Below are 22948 nucleotides of genomic sequence, written 5' to 3'. Positions count from 1 at the left end.
TCGACTGTTGACACTATCGCCCAATTGGTCGAGCATATCGACTATCGAGTTCATGGACTATTGGAGGTCGGAGATGCCGGTAGCGATCGTCACCGGGGGTTCGCGCGGGATCGGGCGGGCGATCGCCGAACGGCTGGGGGCCGACGGGGCGACGGTCGTGGTCAACTACCGGTCCGACCGAGCCTCCGCCCGACGGGTCGTCGCGCGGATCGAGGAGACGGGCGGTCGAGCGGTCGCCGCCGAGGGCGATGTCACCGACGCCACGAAGCTGCGCGGACTGTTCGACCTCGCCGAGGAACGCTTCGGCGGAGTCGACGCGTTCGTGAACAATGTCGGCGCGACCCGTTTCGGAACCCTCGCGCAGGCCACCGACGAGGATTACGACCTGATGTTCGAGACGAACGCGAAAGCCACCTTCGTCGGGTTGCGTGAAGCCGCGAATCGGTTGCGCGACAACGGCAGAATCGTCGTCGTCTCCTCGGGGGTCACCGCAACGCACCGCGTCGGCACCGGGCTCTACGGCGCGAGCAAGGCGGCGGGCGAACAGCTCGTGCGGGTGCTCGCCAGGGAACTCGGCCCGCGCGGAATCACGGTCAACAGCGTCACGCCGGGGGCGGTGCGCACCGAGGCGCTGGCGGCGACGGCGGACCCGAAATCCACTGCCGACGCCGCCTCCGCCACTCCCCTGCGCCGCCTCGCCGAACCCGACGACATCGCCGACATCGTCGGGTTCCTGGTGTCCGACGCTGCCCGGTGGGTCACCGGGCAGACCGTCGGCGCGGGCGGCGGGTTGTTCTGATCAGGAGACGCCGAGGTCGCGAGCGATGATCATCTTCATGACCTCGCTGGTGCCCGCGTAGATGCGCGCGACGCGGGCGTCGGTGTAGAGGCGGGCGATGGGATATTCCATCATGTAGCCGTAGCCACCGAACAGTTGCAGGCAGCGGTCGACCACGCGGGCCTGGACCTCTGTGCAGAACAGTTTGGTGCGCGCGGCGTCCGCACCCGACAGCACGCCGTCGACCAGATCGGCCACCGCACGGTCGATCATCGTCTGCGCGGCCTCGACCTCGGCGGACATGGCAGCCAACTCGAATTTGGTGTTCTGGAACGAGGACACCGGCGTGCCGAAAGCCTTACGCTCCCTTGTATATTCGATGGTGGCGGCGATGGCCGCGCGGGCCTGGGCCACCGACCCGACCGCCACCGTCATCCGCTCCTGCGGCAGATTGTGGCCGAGATACCCGAAGGCGGCGCCCTCCTCGCCGAGCCGATTCTCCGCGGGCACACGGACATCCTGGAAGGACAACTCCATGGTGTCCTGCACCTTGCAGCCCATCTTGTCCAGCATCCGGCCTCGGGTGAATCCGGGCATGCCGTCCTCGACCACGAGCAGGGTCAGGCCCGCGCGCCGGTTGTCGGGATCGCTGGAGGTGCGGGCGACCACGATCACCAGATCCGCGAGCAGACCGCCGGTGATGAAAGTCTTCGCGCCATTGAGGATGTAGTGGTCGCCGTCGCGAACCGCGCTGGTGCGCATGCCCGCGAGATCCGAGCCGGTGCCGGGTTCGGTCATGGCGACCGCGGTGAGCAGTTCGCCGCGCACCATGCCGGGAAACCACCGCTCGCGCTGTTTCTGGTCGGCGTATTCCAGAAAGTAGGGCAGGATCACGTCGAGTTGGGTGCGCACGGTGCCCAGCGTGACCATGGCGCGCGCGGCTTCCTCCTGGAGCACCACGTTGTAGCGGTAGTCCCGCAGCCCGGCGCCGCCGTATTCCTCGGGCAGCGCGAACCCGAGAATGCCGAGTTCGCCCATCTCGGCGAAGGTCTCGCGCGGCATCCGCCCATCCTTTTCCCAGGCGGCGTAGTTCGGCGCGATCTGTTTGTCGATGAAATCGCGGACCAGTCGGCGGAATGCCTCGTGGTCGGCGGTGAAGAGCTCTCGGCGCACGGCCGTTCCTCCGATCGGCTCAGGAGATCAGTTCGACGACCGTCGCGTTGGCGGTGCCGCCGCCCTCGCACATGGTCTGCAATCCGTAGCGAATCCCGTTGTCGCGCATGTGGTGGATCATCCGGGTCATGAGCACCGCACCGGATCCGCCGAGCGGGTGACCGAGTGCGATGGCGCCGCCGAGCGGGTTGGTCAGCGCCGGGTCGGCGCCGGTTTCGGCCAGCCACGCCAGCGGCACCGGCGCGAACGCCTCGTTGACCTCGAAGACGCCGATATCCGACAGCGCCAGACCGGCTTTCGCGAGCGCCTTCTCCGTCGCCGGGATGGGTCCGGTGAGCATGAGCACCGGATCGGATCCGGCGACCGCACCCGCTCGATAGCGCGCCAGCGGGGTCAGTCCGAGTTCGCGCGCCTTCTCCGGCGTGGTCAGCAGCAGCGCTGCCGCTCCGTCGGAGATCTGGGAGCTGTTGCCCGCGTGGATGACTCCGTCCTCGCGGAACGCGGTCTTGAGTCCGGCCAGCTTCTCGACGGTGGTGCCGCGGCGTATGCCTTCGTCGGCGTCGACCACCCCGGATTCGGTGACGACGGGCACGATCTGGTCGGTGAACGCGCCCGCGTCCTGCGCGGCGGCGGCGCGTTCGTGCGAGCGCGCCGAGTACTCGTCGAGCACCGCGCGGTCGAATCCCCATTTCTCGGCGATCAATTCGGCGGAGATGCCCTGGTTGAAGGCGAAATCGTCGTAGCGTGCCAAGGCTTTCGGGCCGTAGGGCGCGCCGGAGGCGCGGGCCGCGCCCAGCGGGACGCGGCTCATCACCTCGACACCGCCCGCGACGACCACGTCCTGCTGACCGGACAGCACCGCCTGCGCCGCGAAATCCAGGGCCTGCTGGCTGGATCCGCACGCGCGGTTCACGGTGGTGCCGGGAATGCTCTCCGGCCAGCCCGCGGCCAGCACCGAATAGCGGCCGATATTGCTGGACTGATCGCCGACCTGCGAGACGCATCCCCAGATGACGTCGTCCACGATCACCGGATCGATGCCGGTGCGCTCGGCCAGTGCCTGCAACACCAGCGCCGACAGATCGGCCGGATGCACACCTGCCAGACCGCCGTTGCGCTTGCCGACCGCGGTGCGGACCGCGCCTGCGATGACTACCTCGCGCATGGATTCATCTCCCTGTGTCGTTCGAAACAGCGTTGCCGCCCGACAGCGCGCCGTCGTGGCCCGACGTCGCGCTCGCGGTCGAAGGTGCGTCGCCCGCACGTCGACCGTCGGCGGACCGGATGGGCGGGCGTTCGATCAGCCAGCGCCCGGTGTAGGTGGGTTCGCGCCGCGCGGCGAAGGCCGCGAACGCCTCCTTGGCGTCCGCGGTGGCGAAATTCAGGCCCTGCGCCCTGGCTTCGGCGGCGAGAGCTTCCCGGTGGGTCGAGGCGGAGCCGTCGTTGAGCAGCGCCTTGATCTGAGCCAGCGCGACCGGCGGGCCCGCGGCCAATCGGGCGGCCAGATCGGCGGTGAACGCGTCGATTTCGGCGCCGGGCACCACCCAGGTCACCAGGCCGAGCGCGTGCGCCTGTGCGGCGTCGAGGGTTTCGGCGAGCATGGCCAGCCGCTTGGCCTGCTGCAAGCCGACGAGCCTCGGCAGCAGCCACGATCCGCCGAGATCCATGGACAGTCCGCGTTTGGCGAAGATCTGCGAGAAGCTCGCCTCGGCCGCGGCGACCACAAGATCGCAGCCGAGCGCCAGATTCCAGCCCGCGCCCACCGCGACCCCGGTGACCGAGGCGATGGTCGGCAGCGGCAGTTCGTAGAGCAGCGCGGCCACGTCGGTGAGCGCCCGCATCCGATAGATCGGATGGGCATTGTCGGGCACGGAGATATCCGCGCCCGAACAGAACGCCCCGCCCGCGCCGGTGATGACCAGCGCACGCACGGAACGATCGGTGGCAACTTCCCGCAGCGCGTCGGCAAGCGCCGCCCACAGTTCGGCGTCGATGGCGTTCTTGCGGTGCGGACGATTCAGGGTGAGGGTGCGCACCCCGTCCTCGTCGCGGGTGAGCAGCACCGGTTCGGCGGTCACGGCCGCGCCCCGGTCCGCCCGAGCACCCGCTGCTCCCGCAGTTCCGCGATTTCTTCCGCGTCGCAACCGATTTCGGCCAAGATGGCGTCGGTGTGCGCGCCGAGGCCCGGCACCGCGCCCATGGGTGGTTCGAAGCCGTCGATCACCGCGGGCGGCAGCAGCGACGGAATCGGCCCGTTCGGGGTCTCGATGGTGCGCCACCGGTCGCGCTCGACCAACTGCGGATGGTCGACGACCTCGCTCGGCCGGTTGTAGCGGGAGTTGCCGATGCCCGCGTCGTCGGCGATCTTCTGGATCTCGGCCAGCTCGTGGCTCAGACACCACGCGCCGATGGCCGCGTCGAGTTCGGCGCGATGGCGCACCCGCCCCGGATTGGTGCGGAAACGCTCGTCGGCGGCCAGGTCGGGGCGACCGATGATGTCGGTGGCCAGTCGCTGCCATTCGCGGTCGTTGGTGGTGCCGAGCACGACGGTGTGCCCGTCGGCGGTGCGGTAGGCGCCGTAGGGCGCGACCGCGGGCGAGCTCATGCCGAGCGGGAGCAGGTCGACGCCGGAATGCCTGGCGTAGGTGAGGTGGTAGCCCATCATCTCGGCCATGGTGTCGAACAGGCTGACCGCGATGGCGTTGCCAGCGTCGTCGCGACCGCGCAGCCGCCCGGTCAGCCGCGCCAGAATCGACAGCGCCGCGTACAGCCCGGTGGTGACGTCGGCGACCGGCGGTCCGGGTTTCGCGGGCGCGTCGGCGGTGCCGGTGACCGCGCACACCCCGGATTCGGCCTGCACGAGCAGGTCGTAGGCGCGTTTGTGCGACAGCGGGCCGCCCGCGCCGAAGCCGTCGATCTCCACCGAGATCAGATCCGGATGCCGCAGCGCCAGATCCTCGGGCCGCAGTCGCAGACGCGCGGTCGCCCCCGGCGCCAGATTGGACACCAGGACGTCGGCGCGGGCCAGCAGCCGGTGCAGGATCTCCACGCCCGCTTCGGATTTCAGGTCGAGGGTGATCGATTCCTTGCCCCGGTTGACCCACACGAAATGGGCGGCCTGCCCGTTGACCACATCGTCGTAGTAGCGCGCGAAGTCGCCGCCGTCCGGATTCTCCACTTTGATGACCCGCGCGCCGAAATCGGCGAGGGTGCGGGTGCACATGGGCGCCGATACGGCCTGTTCGAGGGCGATCACGGTGATGCCTGCCAGCGGGCCGACGCCGACGGCGGTGCTGTCGTCCGGTACGGATTCGACCATCAGATGACCGTGCCGCCGTCCACCGGAAGAACCTGGCCGGTGATGAAGGACGCCGCGTCGGAGGCGAGGAAGACGAACGCGCCCGCGACCTCCTCGGGTTCGGCCCAGCGGCGCAGCAGGATGCGGTTGAGCATCTGTTCGGCGAAACGCTCGTTGGTGCGGATGGTCTCGGTCATCGGGGTCGCCGCGAGCGGGGCCAGCGCGTTCACCAGGATGTTCTTGCGGGCCAGTTCCTTGGCCAGCGATTTGGTGATGCCGATGATCGCGGCCTTGGCGGCCGAGTAGTTCACCTGGCCGAGGGTGCCGACGATGCCCGCCGCCGACGTCACGTTGACGACGCGCCCGGTGCCGTCGGTCGGCATGAACTCCAGCGCGGCCTGCGTGCAGTTGATGGTGCCCATGACGTGGATGTCCATCAGCTTGCGCACCGACTCGGCGGTGGTGTCGGCGAACATCGCGGGCGCGGTCACGCCTGCGTTGTTCACCACGATATGCAGTGCGCCACCGGCGAGTTCGGCAGCCTTGGCCGCCGCGACACCCGCTGCCTCGCGGTCGGACACGTCGAGCGCGATACTCGCCGCGACCCCGCCGTTGCCGACGATCTTCTCCGCGACCGCCGCGGCCGCGTCCCCGTTCACATCGCTGACCAGCACGCCCGCGCCCGCCGTCGCCAGCGCCTGCGCGACGGCCGAGCCGATGCCGCCCGCGGCGCCGGTGACGAGGGCGGAACGCCCGGTGAGGTCGAACAAGCCTTTGCTATCGAACCCTGCCATCAGTAGCTCCTCGGCAATCCCAATGCGTGCGAACCCAGGTAGTTCAGAATCATTTCCTGGCTGACCGGGGCGATGCGCATGACGCGCGCCTCCCGGAAGTAGCGGGAGACGTGGTATTCCTCGGAATACCCCATCCCGCCGTGGGTCTGGAGTGCCCGGTCGGCGGCGTCGAAGCCCGCGTCGGCGCACAGGTACTTGGCCGTATTGGCCTCGCGCCCACAGGGTTTCCCGTTGTCGTAGCGCCAGGTCGCCTTGCGCAGCATCAGTTCGGCGGCGTCGAGGCGGGCCAGCGAGTCCGCCAGCGGGAACTGGATGCCCTGGTTCATGCCGATCGGGCGGTCGAAGACGACCCGCTCCTTGGCGTAGCGCACCGCGCGGTCCAGCGACACCCGGCCGAGGCCGAGGGCTTCGGCGGCGATCAGCATGCGTTCCGGATTCAGGCCGTCGAGCAGGTATTTGAAGCCCTGGCCTTCTTCGCCGACGCGATCGGCCACCGGTACGCGCAGATCGTCGATGAACACCTCGTTGGAACTGACGGCATTGCGACCCATCTTCGCGATCGGCCTGATGTCGACGTGGTCGCGGTTCAGGTCGGTGAGGAACAGCGTCATACCGTCGGTCTTCTTGGTGACCTGGTCGTAGGGCGTGGTCCTGGTGAGCAGCAGGATCTTCTCCGACTCCAGCGCTTTGGAGATCCACACCTTGCGGCCGTTCACCACGTAGTGGTCGCCGTCGCGGCGGGCGAAGGTGGTGATGCGCGGAGTGTCGAGTCCCGCACCGGGTTCGGTGACGCCGAAGCAGACGTGCAGGTCGCCGTTCGCGACGCGGGGCAGGGTGCGTTGCTTGAGTTCCTCGGAACCGTGCACGACCACCGGGTGCATGCCGAAGATGGACATGTGGATCGAACTCGCGGCGTTCATGCCGCCGCCGGAGCGCGAGACCTCCTCGGCCAGCAGGGTGGCCTCGGTGATGCCGAGTCCGTGCCCGCCGTATTCCTCGGGAATCGTGATGCCGAGCCAACCGCCGCTCGCGACGGCCTCGTAGAACTCGGTCGGGAATTCGTGCGCCCGGTCCTTCTCCATCCAGTACTGGTCGTCGAATTTGCGGCAGAGTTCCGCCACCGATGTGCGGATCAGCTCCTGATCCTCGGACAGCTCGAAATTCATACCGTCGATATTTGCCTCGCCGGACATATCCGCACCTCCAGTTCGTCTCGTGTCGCCCCGTGCCGGGGCGGACATCGGTGCGTGCGGCCGATGTTCCGCACGCACCGCGTCCGCCCGGTGTCCGGGCACGCGTGCGCCTCCCCAGTCGAGGCGAAGCGCATGCCGCTGCCGCGCACTGGTGCGGCATCGCACCGGGGGTCATGACACTCCGGCGAAGTTCGCCGCCGGAGCGCGGTCACCGCCCGCCCTCGCGGGCCGGGGGTCATCTCATCGAGCCCGCGTCACGTCGTGTCGCGGGAATATCTCATCGAGCGGCGGCGGCCACACCGTCGTAGCTGCCGTTGGTCTCCACCCCGCCGTTCTCCTCTCCTGCCACGCGCGCGCCGAGCGCGTCGAGGTCGAAGGACTGGCGCGCCAGCCAGAACCGCAGGAAGTTGGTCAGCGAGTAGCGCAGGAACAGCGCCGAGCCGACGATGCTGGCGGCGACGCCGCCGAGGGCGAGGGTGATGGCGTCGCGCTGGGTCAGCGGGTTGGTGGTGCCGTGCGACATGAAGTAGGCCAGGATCGCCACGACCAGGCCGCCGACCATGAGCACGATGCCGGTCCGCAGCCACAGGCCGGAGCGGCCCGCCGCGGGATCGGGGATCTTGAGTGCTTGCAGTTCGCGGACGAACCGGTCCGCGCGAGTGTCGCTCATGTGGAACTTCCTAGATAGAGTGCTGCCAATTCGTTTCGGATACCGCTGTCGGGATGCCCGTCGCGCACCACCCGCCCGCGTACCAACACCGCCGCGTGGTGGGCGATGTCGAGGACCGCCGCGGCGAACTGCTCGACCACCAGCACCGCGACGCCGTGGCGGGCGATCTCGGCGACCTCGTCGTAGAGCTGCCCGACGATCAACGGCGCCAAGCCCATCGACAATTCGTCGAGCAACAGCACCGCCGGATCGGTGGCCAGCCCGCGGGCCAGCGCGAGCATCTGCTGTTCACCGCCGGACATGGTGCCCGCGACCTGGTTGGCGCGCTTGCCGAGAATCGGGAACCGGGAGAACGCGATCTCCTCGATCTCGGCGCGCGTGCGGCCGGTGAAGGTCATCATCAGCAGGTTGTCGCGCACGGTCAGGTTCGGGAACACCCCGCGACCTTCGGGGATCAGACAGACTCCCGCCCGTGCCAGGTCGCGCGGGTCGGCGCCGGTGACATCGCGGCCGCCGAGCAGCAGATGTCCCGAGGTCACCGGGTGGTTGCCCGCGATCACCTGCAACGCGGTGGTCTTGCCCGCGCCGTTGGGGCCGAGCAACGCCACCACCTGACCGGCGCCGACCTCGAGGTCGACACCGTGCAGGACGGTGATGGCGTCGTACGCGGCGCGGATCCCGCGCAGCGCCAGCAGCGGCGCGGTATCCGAAGCCGTTGCCCGCGTGTTCGTTTCGACCGAGCTCGTCATACTTCCCCCAGGTACGCGGCGAGTACGGCTTGGTCGCGGCGGATCACCTCGGGCGGACCCGAGGCGATCATCTTGCCCAGATCCAGCACGAACAACTGATCGCAGACGTTCATCACCAGGCCCATGTCGTGTTCGACCAGCAGTACCGCGGCGCCGTCGGCGGCCAGCGATCGCAGCAGTGCCGCGAAACGCTCGGTCTCGGTGTGATCGAGACCGGCCGCGGGCTCGTCGAGCAGGATCAGGCTCGGCTTGGCCGCGATGGCCCGGCCCACCTCGACCAGACGCGCTGTGCCGGTGGGCAGTTCGTCGGCGGAGTGGTCGGCGACGTGGTGCAATTCGAGGCGGTCGATGATGTCGGTGACGACACCGGCCGCCTTGCGCCGATGCGGTCCCAACTCCGCCGCGACCAGCAGGTTGTCACGCACCGAGAGCCTGCCGAACAGTTCCAGCCGCTGGAACGTGCGGGCCAACCCGTGCCTGGCGCGGCGCGCGGGACCGTGGCGGGTGACGTCCGAGCCGCCGATGTGGACCCGGCCCGTCGTCGGTTTGCGCAGACCGCACACGACGTCGAAGAAGGTGCTCTTGCCCGCACCGTTGGGTCCGATGAGCCCGGTCACCGCGCCCGCTTCGGCGCGCAGCCCGGCGCCGTCCAGCGCCCGGTTGCCGCCGAACACGACGGTGACGTCGTCAACTTCCAGTAGTGACGGCACGGTCGAGCACCTCCTTGTCCTCGGATTTCCACGGCTGTCGCACGCCCATCCACTCCACCGGCACCACCGACGGGTCCGGTTCGGGACGGGTGCGGTAGCCGTGCCAGACCCGCGCGCCTATCGCGGCCAGCACCGCGCCACCGGTGAACGCCCAACCGTCGATCGCGTCGATCAGGCGCAGACCCCACAGTCCGAGCACGACGAGCACGAGCACCGGCGCCACGAGACGGTCGCGGAAGGTGGCGATCCAGTCCTTGCGCATGGCGGCGATGGCGCCTTCCTTGAGCACGCCGCCACCGAAGGCGACACCGCCGAGCGCGGGCAACACCTGCGCCAGGTTCGACAACCCCGGCCACAGGACCGGGATCACGTTCAACGGGCCCGCGAACACCGCACCGGTGAACATGCCCGCGCCCACCGCGCCCAACCCGGCGATGGTCACGATCAGGAAGATCGGCAGACCCGCGACGAGATTGAACTGTTCGGGGGCCACGGCTTGGACCTGCATGCCGTAGAGCGCGCCGCCGAGTCCGGCGATGGCCGCCGACAGCGCGAACACCGAGACCCTCGCGACCAGCAGGTTGCCGCCGAGCGTGGCGTAGGCGGCCTCGCTGTCACGCAACGCGATGAGCCTGCGTCCGTACTTGCTGCGCCGCAACGCCGCCACCGCCAGTCCGGCCAGCGCCAGGCAGACGGCCGCGAAAACGGTGACGCCCGCGGTGGTTTCGATCTTCCAGCCGAACAGATCGGGACCGACGATCGACACCGAGCCCTGGTCGAACAGTTTGATCGTGGCGCCGCCGACCTCGAACGAGGGCAGGGTGAAGATCCAGCGATCCAGGATCACCGCGAACGCCGCTGTCGCCAGCGCCATGTAGACGCCGGACAGGCGCAGCGCCGGTACCGCGATCACGATGCCGACCAGGCCCGCGATGCCCATCGCCGCGAACAGCGCCCACCATTCGCCGTTGGGGCCGAGATGACCGTAGGCGATGGCGCCGATGCCCGCCAAACTCAACTGGCACAACGAGATCTGGCCCGCGAACCCCAGCAGCGGCACATAGGACAGCGCGATCACGCCCCAGGCGAACATCGCACCGTAGGTGATCAGATCCGACTCGGTCAGCATGGTCGCCAACATCAGGCCCGCCACCACGATCACGACCGCGAAGGCGATGGAACCGTTCACCGTCGGCAGCGGCACCGGACTCAGCTTGCGGTCCCGGCCGCGCAGGCGCCCGTGCGGGAACACCAACAGCGCCAGGAACAACAGCAGCGCGGGCGCGGCGAGCCGCAAACCGGGCAGGTAGTCGTTCTGCGGCAGGTAGCCGGTCAGATAGCTCTCCAGCAGGCCGACCACAATCGCGCCGACGAACACCATCGGCAGATTCCGCAACCTGCCGAAGATCGCCGCCGTGTAGGCGCTCACGATCAACAGCGACAGTTGCGCCGCGTCCAGCGCGACCATGGGGGCGATCAGGATGCCGCCGATCGCGGCGAGTTCGATGCCGAGGATCCAGGCGATCCGGTTGGCGCGGCGGGGATCGGCGCCGGTCAGCCCGACCAGCGCCCGGTCGTCCACCGTCGCCCGCATCTCCGCGCCGGTTCGGGTGCGGAACAACAGGATCCGCAACCCGACCGCCACCGCGACCGCGACGATCATCGTCAACGCCTGGTGCCAGGTGATGGTCACCGGGCCAAGGTCGATCGGCTTCTGCTCGGCGAAGAACCGAGGCAGGGTGCGTCCCTCGTTCGGGTTCCACACCCACCGGGCCAGCACGATCAGACCGCTGAGCAGCGCCACGGTCATCACGAGTTTCTCGGCGTCGCCCAACCCCTGCGTCGGCGCGAGCGCCTTGGCGAACAGCACGCCGAACAGCGGCGCGAACACCAGCAACACCGCGGCCAGCGCCAACGGCACCGGCCAGCCCCACCCGATGGTCATCTGCCAGTACACGAACGCCGAGACCATTCCCGCCGCGCCGTGCGCGAAGTTGAAGACGCCGGTCGTGGTGTAGGTCAACACCAGGCCACTGCCGATGATCGCGTAGATCGCGGCGGTGCTCAGACCGACGACTCCGAAGGCGATGAACTGCTCCATCAGCGCGAAAGCTCCCTCACATCAACACTCATTTCAGATCATCGATGCTCTTGCCGACATCGGCCAGAGTCGTCGCCTTGCCGAAGTCCTGGGTGTACTTGTAGGCGGTGAACCCGCACCGGAAGATGCCGTTGGTGTTCGGTGTGAAGTTCGTGGTCTGCCACCCGGCCGGGGTCGCCTGCTGCACGTTGAAGCACCGGGTCTGCTCGGACTGCGGCCGCGACAGATCCAGCGGGGCCTGCAGGCCGCCGCCGGTCCACGCGGTCTCCTTCTTGGCCGCGTTGTAGACGCACGCGCGGGTCAGGTCGTCGCCGCAGCTGGTCGCGGACTTGGCGAACAGCAGCCAGGACTGGAACGCGCGCAGCACCTGGAAGGTGATCGGCGAGCCGGGGGCGTACTGCCCGAACAGATCCTTCAACTGCTTGATCGCGGGCACGTTCGCGGCGTCCAGCGGTGCGGTGCCGCTCATGTCGAGCACGTTGTTCTGGGTGCCCAGCGAGGACTTGGCGCCGTCGAGGAAGGTCTGGTTGTAGGAGTTGGCGTTCGCGTCGATCCAGTCCAGCTTGTAGTTCATGCTGGTCAGGGTGTCCTCGAGCTTCGCGAGGTAGCGGAAGTCGCCGAAGTAGATGAGACCCTTCACGCCCTTGGCCTTGATCGCCTGCGCGTACGGGGTCCAGTCCGACACGCCCGCGATCGGGTAGAGGTCGCTGTAGGAGATGGTCGCGCCCGCGGCGGTGAGGGATTCGGTCATCTTGTCCCCCATCACCTTCGTGATCGGGGAGTCGCCGGTGATCATGCCCACCGAGCCCTTGGATCCCGGGTACGCCTCGTTGATCAGCCAGTCCTGGAATCCGCTGTAGGGATTCACGCCCTCGGCGGCCGATGAGCCGTAGGACAGCTGCAGGTCCGACCCGGTGTTCGCGGTCTGGGCGACCTGGGCCGGGAACTCCGGCAGCAGGCAGCCGAGCCGGTCCTTGACCCCGAGTCCGTCCAGCGCGGCGCCGCCGCCGACCAGGAAGAAGTCCTCACGGCATGACTCGAGCATGCGCTGGCGCACCTCGGTGAGCTTGGTGTCGCGCAGGTTGGTGACGATCTTGCGGCCGTTGATCCCGCCCGCGGCGTTGCACCACGAGGTGAACACCTTCGCCGCGTCGACGAAGTCCGGGTTCTTGGTGAATCCGATGTCGGAGACCAGCCCGACCTCGATCTCGCTGCCGGTGACGCCTTGGGCCGACGCGCTCTTGGCGTTGCCCGGCTTGCAGACGCCGGTCAGGTCTCCGAAGTTGCCCGAGGCGGCGGGGGTCGATCCGCCGCCACCGGTCTCCTCGGTGCCGGTCGATCCGCTGTCGCGTCCACAACCGGCGACCAGCAGGGCGATCGCCATCAGGGCAACGACTATTCGCTGCGGTCTCACGTGTTTCCTCCTCCGTGGGCTCCAGCGCCCGTACGCGACGTCGGGAGCGGTTGGGCGAACTTCTGTCATCCCACGGCCCGTGCCTGCGCTTTTCGTCTTCAGGGAAACTATCTTCTCAGATTTGGATAATCAATATCAGATTTTGGGAGAGCGCCATCTACACAGCTCGCCGCCCATGGTTCCGCCCCCGCGTGCGGGCGTGGCGCCGACTGAGACAGATCTGGCGATTGACAGGGATGTGCCCGCGTGAAAATCTGGTGGCGGTTTTTGAGAATGCTATTCTCCTATGAGAGAGCCGACTAGCGCGATCACCGACGGTCGTGGCCGTACCGCCCACCGGCCACGGCGTCCACACTCCGGCGGACACGCTGGATCACGAAAGGTAATCCCTTGGCAAAATTCACCAAGCCGGCTGCGGGCAGCTGGACGCAGCACTACCCCGAACTCGGCACCGAGCCGGTGGACTACACCGACTCCATCGACCCCGCCTTCTACGAGGACGAGCGCCAGGCGATCTTCCGCAAGAGCTGGCTCAACGTCGGCCGGGTCAACCGGCTGCCCCGCGTCGGCAGCTACTTCACCAAGGAACTGTCCTGCGTCGGAACTTCCCTGATCATCGTCAAGGACAACGACAACGTGGTCCGCGCGTTCCACAACATCTGCCGCCACCGCGGCAACAAGCTGGTGTGGGACGACTTCCCGAACGAGGAGACCTCGGGCAGCTGCCGCCAGTTCACCTGCAAGTACCACGCGTGGCGCTACCAACTCGACGGTGAGCTGACCTTCGTGCAGCAGGAGAAGGAGTTCTTCGACCTCGACAAGTCGAAGTTCGGCCTCAAGTCGGTGCGCTGCGAGGTGTGGGAAGGGTTCATCTTCGTCAACCTCGACCCGAACGCGAAGCCGCTCGACGAATACCTCGGCCCGCTGGCCAAGGGCCTGACCGGCTACCCGTTCCACGAGATGACCGAGGTCTACAGCTACAAGGCCGAGGTCGGCAGCAACTGGAAGCTGTTCATCGACGCCTTCGCCGAGTTCTACCACGCGCCGGTGCTGCACCAGAAGCAGGCGGTCAAGGACGAGGCCGACAAGCTCGTCGAGGTCGGCTACGAGGCGCTGCACTACGACATCGAGGCCCCGCACTCGATGATCTCCTCCTGGGGCGGCATGGCGCCGCCGAAGGACCCATCGATCGTCAAGCCGATCGAACGGGAACTGCGCAGCGGCCTGTTCGGCCCGTGGGACCGGCCCGACATCGATGGCCTCGACCCGCTGCCCGAGGGCATCAACCCGGCGCGCCACCGCGCCTGGGGCGTGGACGAGTTCGAGTTCTTCCCGAACATGTCCCTGCTGTTCTGGGCGCCGGGCTGGTACCTCACCTACCACTACTGGCCCACCGCGGTGGACAAGCACATCTTCGAGGCGAGCCTGTACTTCGTGCCGGCCAAGAACGCCCGCCAGCGCCTGGCCCAGGAACTGGCCGCGGTGACCTTCAAGGAGTACGCGCTCCAGGACGCGAACACCCTCGAGGCCACCCAGACCATGATCGCCACCCGCGAGGTCACCGACTTCCCGCTCAACGATCAGGAAGTCCTGCTCCGCCACCTGCACAAGACCGCCCAGCGCATCGTCGAGGAGTACCGCAATGGCAACACCAACTGACCAGACCACCACCGCGGTCCTGCCCGCGGAATTCGCCGACCTCGAACAGTTCTCGGACTGGGTGCTGGCGACCGAGCCCGAGCGCTACGCCAAGCGCCTCGCCTCGACCATGGACGAGATGCAGCACGTCTACGACACGATCTTCCCGCGCATGCAGACCGCGCTGGACCACATCGAGAAGTACGACTGGGACGACCTGCCCGACGACGCGCGCAACCTGTTCCACCTGTTGCAGTCGCTGGTGATGGTGTCCTTCCCCGTCGAGGTGTGGAAGCAGCCGCGGGTGCCGGACTCCGGCGCGGCCTACCTGGACATCATCCACGAGCCGGTGGTCTGACCCATGGCGGCGCTGACACTGAAGGCGGCCGGACTGCTCGACATCGACACCGGTGAGATCGTCCGGCCGGGCATCTTGCGGATCGAGGACGATCGGATCGTCGGTGTCGGCGGCGCGCCCTCGGGCGAGGTGGTCGACCTCGGCGATCTCGTCCTGGTCCCGGGACTGATGGACATGGAGGTCAACCTCCTGATGGGCGGGCGCGGGGAAACCGGGCTCGCCTCCTCGGTCAAGGACGACCCGGCCCTTCGCATGTTGCGCGCGGTCGGCAACGCCCGCCGCACGCTGCGGGCGGGCTTCACCACCGTGCGCAACCTCGGGCTGTTCGTGAAGACCGGCGGCTACCTGCTCGACGTCGCGCTCGGCAAGGCCATCGACGCGGGCTGGATCGACGGTCCGCGCATCGTGCCCGCCGGTCACGCGATCACCCCGACCGGCGGTCACCTCGATCCGACCATGTTCGCGGCGTTCGCGCCGGACGTGCTGCACCTCACGCTCGAGGAGGGCATCGCCAACGGCGTGGACGAGGTGCGCAAGGCGGTGCGCTACCAGATCAAGCACGGCGCGCAGCTGATCAAGATCTGCGTCTCCGGCGGGGTCATGTCGCTCACCGGAGCGCCCGGCGCACAGCACTATTCGGACGAGGAACTGCGCGCCATCGTCGACGAGGCGCATCGGCGCGGACTCAAGGTGGCCGCGCACACGCACGGCGCCGACGCGGTCAAGCACGCGGTGGCCGCCGGAATCGATTGCATCGAGCACGGTTTCCTCATCGACGACGAGGCCATCGACCTCATGGTCGAAAACGGCACATGGCTGGTGCCGACCACGCGCCTGGCCGACGCCATGGACGTCTCGAAGGCCGACCCAGCCCTGCAGGCCAAGGCCGCCGAGATGTTCCCCAAGGCAAGGACTTCGGTACTCGCCGCCTACAAGGCGGGCGTCAAGATCGCGGTCGGCACCGACGCGCCCGCGATCCCGCACGGACGCAATGCCGACGAACTGGTCGCGCTGGTCGAGCGCGGGCTGCCGCCGCTGGACGTGCTGAAGGCGGCGACCACCAACGCCGCCGAACTCATCGGCGTGCAGGACCGAGGCCGTCTCGCCGAAGGACTGCTCGCCGACGTGATCGGCGTGCCGGGCGACCCGGTCCAGGACATCACCGTCACCAGGGATGTGCGGTTCGTGATGAAAGGCGGAAGAATTCATGTCCAGAAATGACGACCTGCTGGATATCCAGCAGTTGCTCGCCCGCTACGCGGTGACCATCACCCAGGGCGACATCGATGGCCTGCTGAAGGTGTTCACCCCCGACGGCACCTACAGCGCCTTCGGCGACACCTACACCCTCGACCTGTTCCCGGACCTGGTCGCGGCCGCGCCGAAGGGCCTGTTCCTCACCGGCACACCGGTTCTCGAACTCGACGGCGACACCGCGACCGGCACCCAGCCGCTGTGCTTCATCGACCACAGCACCCACGACATGCGGATCGGCTACTACACCGACACCATCGTCCGCACCGAGGACGGCTGGCGGCTGCGCACCCGCCGGATGACCTTCATCCGCCGCAGCGGCGACCACGACTCCGGCATCCCGCACGCCTTCGAACGTTCGCGGACATGACGGTCGCGCACACCGACATCGCCGGATTCCGCGCCGACGTGCGCGCCTGGCTCGACGCCAACGACCTGACGCCGGGCCCCGACCACTCGCTCGACGGGCAGGTCGAGCAGTTGGCGCGGGTACGGCGCGCGCTCTACGACGCGGACTGGATGCGCTACGGCTGGCCCGCCGAGGTGAACGGCCTCGGCGGGCCGGCCGTGCTGCGCGCGGTGCTCGGCGAGGAGGTCGCAAACCGCGACCTGGCCGAGCCGGGCATCTACTCGATGATCGAGGTGCTCGCGCCGACCATGATCTCCTACGCGCGCCCGGAGTTGGCCGCGGAGATGGTGCCGCGGCTGCTGTCGGGCCGCGAACAGTGGTGCCAGGGCTTCTCCGAACCCGGTTCGGGCAGCGACCTCGCCTCGCTGAGCACCAAGGCGACCCGGCGCGGCACGGACTGGGTGATCAGCGGCCAGAAGGTGTGGACGAGCCTGGCGCAGTACTCCGCGCGCTGCGTCCTGCTGACCCGCACCGGTCCCGGCCACGACGGCATCACCGCGTTCTTCGTCGACATGGACTCCCCCGGCATCACCGTGCGCCCGCTGCGCACCATGCACGGCGTCGACGAGTTCGCCGAGGTCTTCTTCGACGATGTCGTCGTCCCGGGCGAGCGCATGCTCGGGCAGCCCGGCGACGGCTGGGGCGTCGCGATGGATCTGCTTCCGCACGAACGCTCTTCGTGTTTCTGGCACCGCATCGCCTACCTGTTCACCCGGCTCGACCGGGTCGCGGGACCGGCCGTCGAGGCCGACGACGCCGAACTCGGCGCGGCCTATCTCGCGCTGCACACCGTGCGCTGCCGTTCGGCGGCGACCCAGCGCAGGCTCGGCGCGGGCGAACGGCTCGGCGCGGAGACCTCGGTGGACAAGGTGCTGCTCGCCACCGCCGAACAGCGCCTGTTCGACACCGCGCGCGACTTGCTGCCCGGCACGGTGGAGCTGGGCGATTCGCCGTGGCGCACCGAATTCCTGTATTCGCGCGCGGCCACCATCTACGGCGGCACCGCCGAGATCCAGCGCAACATCATCGCGCGCCGCCTGCTCGATCTGGGGAAGGACTGACCGTGGCCGAATCCGATGCCGACGCGGCGGAACTGGATCTGCTCACCGACACCATGCGCAAGACGCTGAACTCGGCCACCGGAGCCGAACTCGACGCCGCCCTGCGCGGTCTCGGTTGGCCGGACCTGCTCGATGATCTGCCCGAACACGCTGTGCCCCTGCTGTTCCGGCTGCTCGGCGAGACCGGCGCGCACGCCTGCGTCCTGCTCGACGTGCTCGACCACGCCGACGGCGGCGCGGGCTCCGCGCCGAGGGCGCTGCCCTTCGCGGGCGGCAAGTGGGTGCTGTGGGAGCGCGACGGCACGGCGGGCGGCAGCGTGGACGAGGAACTGCCGCTGCGCGAGACATCGACGGGCACGGCGCTGTCCGCGCCCGCGCTGGCGCAGGGGCGGCGCGCGCTGGCCTGGTGGCTGCTCGGCACCGGGCGCACCATGCTCACGCTCGCCCGCGAGCACGTGACCCAGCGCAGTCAGTTCGGGCGACCGCTCTCCTCGTTCCAGGCGGTGCGGCACCGCTTGGCCGAAACCTTCGTCGCGCTCGACGGGGCCGAGGCCGCCCTGCGCCACACCGAGGGCGAACTCGGCGCGCTGCTCGGCAAGGCCGCGGCCGGACAGGCGGCGCTCACCGCGGCGCGGCACTGCCAGCAGGTGCTCGGCGGCATCGGTTTCACCGCCGAACACGATCTGCAACGGCATGTGCGCCGCACCCTCGTGCTGGACGGACTGCTCGGCAGCGCACGCGAACTCACCCGCGAGGCAGGCGCCTTCGTGCGCGCGAACGGCGCCGCGCCCCGCTTGGCGAACCTGTAGTCCCCCTCGAACGTGAACGCCCGGCTCGGACTCGTGGTCCGGCCGGGCGTTTCGTTCGCGTTCGCTGCGAGCCGTGCTCGCGCCGCTCAGCAGGCGGGCGAGGAGCCACCCTGCAGCGCCATCAGCGCGCAGAAGGTCGTGGTCGAGACCTTCCAGGTGCCGCCTTCCTTGACGGCCTGACCGGTCTGGTTCGGCAGTACCGGGTTGCCGCCCATCAGCAGCGAGTAGGTGACGTCGGCGTTGTTCGGGTCGGTCAGCTTGACCGCGGAGACCGACACCGAGACGCCCGCGGCCTGCGGGTTGCCCGCCTGGGCCTGCAGCACCGGCAGGAAGACGTCGCCCTTCTGCACCAGCGCCGCGCGCTGCTCCGGCGGGTTGGAGCCCGCGAAGAAGTTGGTGAAGGTGTCGGTGACGGCCTTGGTGGTCGCCTCGTCGGCGGCGGCAGCGGCGGCGGTCGTGGTGGCGGCGGCGGTGGCCTTGGTGGTCGTCGCGGCGGCGCTCGAATCGTCGTCGTCGGAGCAGCCGGTCAGCGTGACGGCGGCGGCGAGTGCGAGTCCGCAACACACCGCGGCGGTGCGATGGAATGAGATACGCATGGATTTCCTCGTTTCGAAAAGGGGATTACCGAAAGTGAAGACGGCTGTCGGGTCGTCCGACCTGCCGTCGCCGGCGACGCGTGTGCGGCGGATCCGGCTGCCGTCTCGAAGGTCTCGATACCGGCGTACCGGTCGCCGCGCGGTGGCAGGCGACTCGGTAATGCTGAGGGAAGGAACTGTGTCCATGGTGGATGTCCGGTCCCGGCGCGGGTCGGGACTACTCGATGCCCGCTTTCATCTCGTCGAACTGGGCCAGGATCGGGTAGCCGCTGACGCTGAGCGCGTTGCCGTGCCCGGTCTGGTGCACGTCGAACACCGACTGGATCGCGGCGTAGAAGCCCTGCACGTCCAGCGTCTGGTTGACCGCGCGCTTGGCCTGGCGCAGGCCGAACGGCGGCATGGCCGCGATGCGTGTGGCCAGCGCCCTGACGTGCTCGTCGAGTTCGGCGCGCGGCACGACGGCGTTGACCATGCCGACCTGGGCCGCCTCGTCGGCGGTGACCGGGCGGCCGGTGAACAGGATCTCCTTGGCCTTGCGCGGGCCGAGCTCCCAGGTGTGGCCGTGATATTCGACACCGCCGATGCCCATCATCACGACCGGGTCGGAGAACAGCGCGTCCTCGGCGGCGACGATGAGATCGCAGGGCCAGCACAGCAGCAGCCCGCCCGCGATGCAGCGGCCCTGGACCGCGGCGATGGACGGCTTCGGGATGTTGCGCCACCGTAGCGAGTACTCCAGGTAGCGGCGCGACTCGTTCTGGTAGATGAGTTCGAGGGTGATCTTGTCCGGGATCGGGCCCGACCTGTCCTTCAGATCGTGGCCCGCGGAGAAGTGTTTACCCTCCGCACGCAGCACGATCACGGCGACGTCTTCGTCCTCGGCGGCACGTCGCCACGCTTCGTCGAGTTCATCGAGCAGAGCGCGGTTCTGGGCGTTGGCCGCTTCCGGCCGGTCGAGGGTGATCGTGGCGATCCGATCGGCGACGTCGTATCGAATGTACAAGTCGTACTCCTCAGCTCTGTTGACACCGAGCACCGGGCGGCGGTGCCTCGACCGATGGAGAATAACATTCTCACAACCGGAAAGGATAGTCTCACAAACCCCGCGACCAGGTGGTGAAACCCATGAATTCGCTGATTTCCGGTACAGTGCATCCATGTTCTCTTCGGACGACTTAGGGTCGAGGCGCCGGTGACAAGCCTGAGCGAGAAACCGGCCTGGAAGGAACGCGCCGTCGAGCGCTCGCTGCGCAGTGCCAAATTGCGCGCGGAGGAGCGCGTGCAGCGCTTCCTCGACGCGGCCCAGGCGATCATCACCGAGAAGGGCACGACGGATTTCACCGTGCAGGAGGTCGTCGACCGCTCACGGCAGTCGCTGCGCAGTTTCTACCTGCAATTCGACGGTAAGCACGAACTACTGCTCGCCCTGTTCGAGGACGCCGTCAGCCGCATCGCCGAACAATTGCGCGCCGCCGCCGACGGACCCACCGATCCGCTGGACAAGCTCCAGGTCGCTGTCGAGTTGCTGTTCGAACTGTGCCGCCCCGATCCGGCCGCCCAGCGACCGCTGTTCACCGACTTCGCGCCCCAGCTGCTGGTCACCCACCCCGGCCAGGTCAAGGTCGCGCATTCGCCGATGCTCAACCTGTTCACCGAACTGATGGAGCTCGCGCAGCAGGCCAAGCAGCTGCACGCCGACGCCAGTCCGCGCCGGATGGCGGCAATGGTCATGCAGACGGTCATGTTCACCGCGCAGTCCTCCGCGGTCACCGAAGACGAGACCCACAACGCCATCTCGGCGGCCGAGGTCTGGAACTTCTGCGCCCACGGCTTCGCGCGCGGCTAGTCCGGCGCGCCGAACGCGCCGGACCACACCCGTGCGTTCAGCCGCGCCCGCCCGGATTCAGCAATTCCGCGGCCGCGCCGTAGGGGTCGCGCTCCCCCGCCGCCACCGCGGCCGCCAACCGATCCAGGTCGCTGTGCGCGCGTAGCCTGCTGTAGGCGAGCGACAGGATCTGCGAACGCGCCCGCGCGGTCCGGCGTTCGGGCGTATCGGCGCGGTGATGCGCCTCGATGGCCTCGACCAGCTCCGCGATCCGCTCGCCGCGCGCGGCGACCAATGTCAGAATCGGCACGTCGGATTCGGCGCGCAGGTCGCGCACCGTCGCCTCGGCGCCCTCGCGGTCGGCCTTGTTCACCACCAGCAGGTCGGCGACCTCGAGCAGACCCGCCTTCGCGGCCTGAACCGCGTCTCCCGCACCGGGATTCAGGATCACCACGGTCGGATCGGCCAGCGCCGCGATCTCGATCTCGGACTGCCCGACACCGACCGTCTCCACCATGGCGAGATCGAAGCCGAGCGACGCGAGCAGCCGCAGCGCGGCGGGCACTGCGGCGGTGAGCCCGCCGAGATGGCCACGGGTGGCCAGCGATCGGATGAGCACGTCGGGATCATCGATGTGGCGCGCCATGCGGATCCGGTCGCCGAGCAGGGCGCCGCCGCTGTAAGGCGAGGACGGATCCACCGCGAGCACCGCGACCCGCGCGCCGCGCTCGCGGTAGGCCGCGACCAGCGCGGCGATCGTGGTCGACTTGCCCGCGCCTGGCGGTCCGGTCACGCCGACGACCCGGATCGGGGCCGGTGACACCGCGGCGAGCACCTCGTCGCGGCGCTGGCCCTCGATCAGGGTCAGCAGTTTGCCCGCGGCCCTGATGGAACCCGAGCGCGCGCGGGTCAGCAGATCGGCGAGATCCGCCGCGACGCCGACCCGCGCACCGGTGTCGGATCGGGTCACGGAGCGGGGACCTCGATGACGGTCGCCGAACCCATGCCGCCGCCCGCGCACAGCGCCGCGATACCGAAACCGCCGCCGCGACGACGCAATTCGTGGACCAAGGTGACGATCATGCGTGCACCGGTCGCCGCCACCGGATGCCCGAGCGAGCAGCCGCTGCCGCTGACGTTCACCTTCGCCTCGTCGATGTCGAGCGCGCGGATGGTGGCGATCGGCACCGACGCGAACGCCTCGTTGATCTCGATCACCGACACCTGCGACAGCGAAATGCCCGCCCGCCGAACGACCTTGGTGATCGCCTCGATCGGCGCGAGACCGGTCTCGGCGGGGTCGACGCCCACCGAGGCCCAGGCGCGGATGTAGCCGAGCGCGGGCAGGCCGAGCCGGTCGCTGGCGATGGCGAGGGCAGCCGCGCCGTCGTTGGCGCCGGAGGCATTGCCCGCGGTGATGGAGAAGCCCTCGATCTCCGGGTGCAGCACCTTGAGCGAGCCGAGCTTCTCCAGGCTGGTGTCGCGGCGCGGGTGCTCGTCGGTGTCGAACAGCCCGTGCGGCGTCTGGATCGGCAGGATCTCCTCCTTGAAGCGGCCCTCGTCGATGGCGGCGATGGCGTTGCGGTGCGAGCGCAGCGCCCACGCGTCGAGGTCCGCGCGCGTGAGACCGGCGCGCACCGCGGCGTTCCAGCCGACGGTGATGGACATGTCCATGGCGGGGGCGTCGGGGCGGTCGGGGTGGCTCGGGGACACCCAGGGGTCGATCCACTCGTCCTCGCCGACCCGGAAACGTACGCGCGGCGCGGTGGAGTCGGAGTTCACGCCGCCCGCGATGACGAGTTCGTCCATACCCGCGCGGATGCTGCCCGCCGCGGACTGGACCGCGGCCATGCCCGCCGCGCAGTGGCGGTTCTGCGCGACGCCGGGCGCGCCGGTGAGGCCGGTGACGACCGCGGCGTGCCTGGCGAGTACGCCGCCACCGTAGCGGCCCTCGCCGAGCACCACGTCATCGATGGCGGAGCGTTCGAGCCCTTCGGCGGCCGCGCCGACGACGTGCGCGGCGAGGTCGAAGGCGTTGGTGTCGCGCAGGGTCCCCTTGCGCGCGGTCCCGATGGGCGTCCGCAGCGCGGACACGATCACGGCTTCGGGCATTGGCGG

The 22948-nt window shown here is 68.9% G+C and carries 23 protein-coding genes; 8 read left to right on the top strand and 15 right to left on the bottom strand.

Translation table 11 applies throughout. The features are described 5' to 3' along the window. Positions 1-52 precede the first annotated feature (52 nt). A complete protein-coding gene (locus tag IT779_RS31135) occupies positions 53-799 on the top strand; it encodes an SDR family oxidoreductase (RefSeq protein WP_232542280.1) in 747 nt (248 codons plus the stop codon). Here the strand turns inward: IT779_RS31135 and IT779_RS31130 are convergent, their stop codons facing one another. From IT779_RS31130 to IT779_RS31080, 11 genes are all read right to left on the bottom strand, one after another. Beyond that, positions 800-1951 (bottom strand): acyl-CoA dehydrogenase family protein, encoded by a 1152-nt coding sequence (locus IT779_RS31130; protein ID WP_196153039.1) that lies wholly within the window; start codon positions 1949-1951, stop codon positions 800-802. Positions 1952-1970: 19 nt separating this feature from the next. Beyond that, positions 1971-3116, bottom strand: coding sequence for a thiolase family protein (locus IT779_RS31125; RefSeq protein ID WP_196153038.1), 1146 nt, complete (start codon positions 3114-3116; stop codon positions 1971-1973). A gap of 4 nt (positions 3117-3120) precedes the next feature. Then, positions 3121-4029, bottom strand: a complete 909-nt coding sequence (locus IT779_RS31120) for an enoyl-CoA hydratase/isomerase family protein (RefSeq protein ID WP_332839048.1) — start codon at positions 4027-4029, stop codon at positions 3121-3123. Next, positions 4026-5270 (bottom strand): CaiB/BaiF CoA transferase family protein, encoded by a 1245-nt coding sequence (locus tag IT779_RS31115; protein ID WP_196153037.1) that lies wholly within the window; start codon positions 5268-5270, stop codon positions 4026-4028. Before IT779_RS31115 ends, IT779_RS31120 begins: the two co-directional genes overlap by 4 nt. Beyond that, positions 5270-6043, bottom strand: a complete 774-nt coding sequence (locus tag IT779_RS31110; protein WP_196153036.1) for an SDR family NAD(P)-dependent oxidoreductase — start codon at positions 6041-6043, stop codon at positions 5270-5272. The genes IT779_RS31115 and IT779_RS31110 overlap by 1 nt, the downstream gene beginning before the upstream one ends. Further along, complete coding sequence (locus IT779_RS31105; RefSeq protein WP_232542279.1) at positions 6043-7236, bottom strand: acyl-CoA dehydrogenase family protein; 1194 nt, start codon at positions 7234-7236, stop codon at positions 6043-6045. The genes IT779_RS31110 and IT779_RS31105 overlap by 1 nt, the downstream gene beginning before the upstream one ends. Before the next feature lie 277 nt (positions 7237-7513). Next, positions 7514-7906, bottom strand: coding sequence for a hypothetical protein (locus tag IT779_RS31100; protein ID WP_198429141.1), 393 nt, complete (start codon positions 7904-7906; stop codon positions 7514-7516). Then, entirely contained in the window at positions 7903-8655 is a 753-nt protein-coding gene (locus IT779_RS31095) for an ABC transporter ATP-binding protein (protein WP_196153035.1), read from the bottom strand. The genes IT779_RS31100 and IT779_RS31095 overlap by 4 nt, the downstream gene beginning before the upstream one ends. Further along, positions 8652-9365 carry an ABC transporter ATP-binding protein gene (locus IT779_RS31090; RefSeq protein ID WP_196153034.1) on the bottom strand — a complete coding sequence of 238 codons (714 nt, stop codon included), beginning with the start codon at positions 9363-9365 and terminating at the stop codon, positions 8652-8654. Before IT779_RS31090 ends, IT779_RS31095 begins: the two co-directional genes overlap by 4 nt. Further along, on the bottom strand, positions 9343-11466 hold the full coding sequence (locus tag IT779_RS31085) for a branched-chain amino acid ABC transporter permease (protein ID WP_196153033.1): 2124 nt from the start codon (positions 11464-11466) through the stop codon (positions 9343-9345). The genes IT779_RS31090 and IT779_RS31085 overlap by 23 nt, the downstream gene beginning before the upstream one ends. Positions 11467-11494: 28 nt before the next feature. Further along, positions 11495-12880: an ABC transporter substrate-binding protein gene (locus IT779_RS31080; RefSeq protein WP_332839047.1), complete on the bottom strand. Its 1386-nt coding sequence runs from the start codon at positions 12878-12880 to the stop codon at positions 11495-11497. A 390-nt stretch (positions 12881-13270) separates the two neighbouring features. Here IT779_RS31080 and IT779_RS31075 point away from each other — a divergent pair, with 390 nt between their 5' ends. The 6 genes from IT779_RS31075 to IT779_RS31050 are packed head-to-tail and all read left to right on the top strand — an operon-like array spanning position 13271 to position 18409. Next, on the top strand, positions 13271-14539 hold the full coding sequence (locus IT779_RS31075; RefSeq protein WP_196153031.1) for an aromatic ring-hydroxylating oxygenase subunit alpha: 1269 nt from the start codon (positions 13271-13273) through the stop codon (positions 14537-14539). Next, positions 14523-14876 carry a hypothetical protein gene (locus tag IT779_RS31070; RefSeq protein ID WP_196153030.1) on the top strand — a complete coding sequence of 118 codons (354 nt, stop codon included), beginning with the start codon at positions 14523-14525 and terminating at the stop codon, positions 14874-14876. The genes IT779_RS31075 and IT779_RS31070 overlap by 17 nt, the downstream gene beginning before the upstream one ends. Positions 14877-14879: 3 nt before the next feature. Next, positions 14880-16097: a metal-dependent hydrolase family protein gene (locus tag IT779_RS31065; RefSeq protein ID WP_196153029.1), complete on the top strand. Its 1218-nt coding sequence runs from the start codon at positions 14880-14882 to the stop codon at positions 16095-16097. Continuing rightward, entirely contained in the window at positions 16084-16500 is a 417-nt protein-coding gene (locus IT779_RS31060; protein WP_196153028.1) for a nuclear transport factor 2 family protein, read from the top strand. Before IT779_RS31065 ends, IT779_RS31060 begins: the two co-directional genes overlap by 14 nt. Next, positions 16497-17600 carry an acyl-CoA dehydrogenase family protein gene (locus IT779_RS31055; protein WP_196153027.1) on the top strand — a complete coding sequence of 368 codons (1104 nt, stop codon included), beginning with the start codon at positions 16497-16499 and terminating at the stop codon, positions 17598-17600. The genes IT779_RS31060 and IT779_RS31055 overlap by 4 nt, the downstream gene beginning before the upstream one ends. Continuing rightward, positions 17597-18409 carry an acyl-CoA dehydrogenase family protein gene (locus tag IT779_RS31050; RefSeq protein WP_408637811.1) on the top strand — a complete coding sequence of 271 codons (813 nt, stop codon included), beginning with the start codon at positions 17597-17599 and terminating at the stop codon, positions 18407-18409. Before IT779_RS31055 ends, IT779_RS31050 begins: the two co-directional genes overlap by 4 nt. An 86-nt stretch (positions 18410-18495) precedes the next feature. Here IT779_RS31050 and IT779_RS31045 read toward each other — a convergent pair whose 3' ends face one another. Together IT779_RS31045 and IT779_RS31040 are read right to left on the bottom strand one after the other, a co-directional pair. Continuing rightward, positions 18496-19005 carry a hypothetical protein gene (locus IT779_RS31045; protein WP_196153026.1) on the bottom strand — a complete coding sequence of 170 codons (510 nt, stop codon included), beginning with the start codon at positions 19003-19005 and terminating at the stop codon, positions 18496-18498. Between the two features lie 217 nt (positions 19006-19222). Continuing rightward, complete coding sequence (locus IT779_RS31040; protein WP_196153025.1) at positions 19223-20008, bottom strand: enoyl-CoA hydratase; 786 nt, start codon at positions 20006-20008, stop codon at positions 19223-19225. Positions 20009-20197: 189 nt separating this feature from the next. Between IT779_RS31040 and IT779_RS31035 the strand changes: the two genes are divergently transcribed. After that, entirely contained in the window at positions 20198-20851 is a 654-nt protein-coding gene (locus IT779_RS31035) for a TetR/AcrR family transcriptional regulator (protein WP_196153024.1), read from the top strand. Positions 20852-20888: 37 nt separating this feature from the next. Here the strand turns inward: IT779_RS31035 and meaB are convergent, their stop codons facing one another. After that, positions 20889-21800, bottom strand: a complete 912-nt coding sequence (gene meaB / locus IT779_RS31030; RefSeq protein WP_196153023.1) for a methylmalonyl Co-A mutase-associated GTPase MeaB — start codon at positions 21798-21800, stop codon at positions 20889-20891. Continuing rightward, positions 21797-22942, bottom strand: coding sequence for a thiolase family protein (locus IT779_RS31025; RefSeq protein ID WP_196153022.1), 1146 nt, complete (start codon positions 22940-22942; stop codon positions 21797-21799). The genes meaB and IT779_RS31025 overlap by 4 nt, the downstream gene beginning before the upstream one ends. Positions 22943-22948: the final 6 nt, after the last annotated feature.

The sequence above is a fragment of the Nocardia bovistercoris genome, assembly GCF_015674855.1.
In the GTDB taxonomy this organism is placed as follows: Bacteria; Actinomycetota; Actinomycetes; order Mycobacteriales; family Mycobacteriaceae; genus Nocardia; species Nocardia bovistercoris.
Note: the sequence above shows the minus strand (reverse complement) of the source record. Positions and strands in the feature narration are given on the sequence as shown.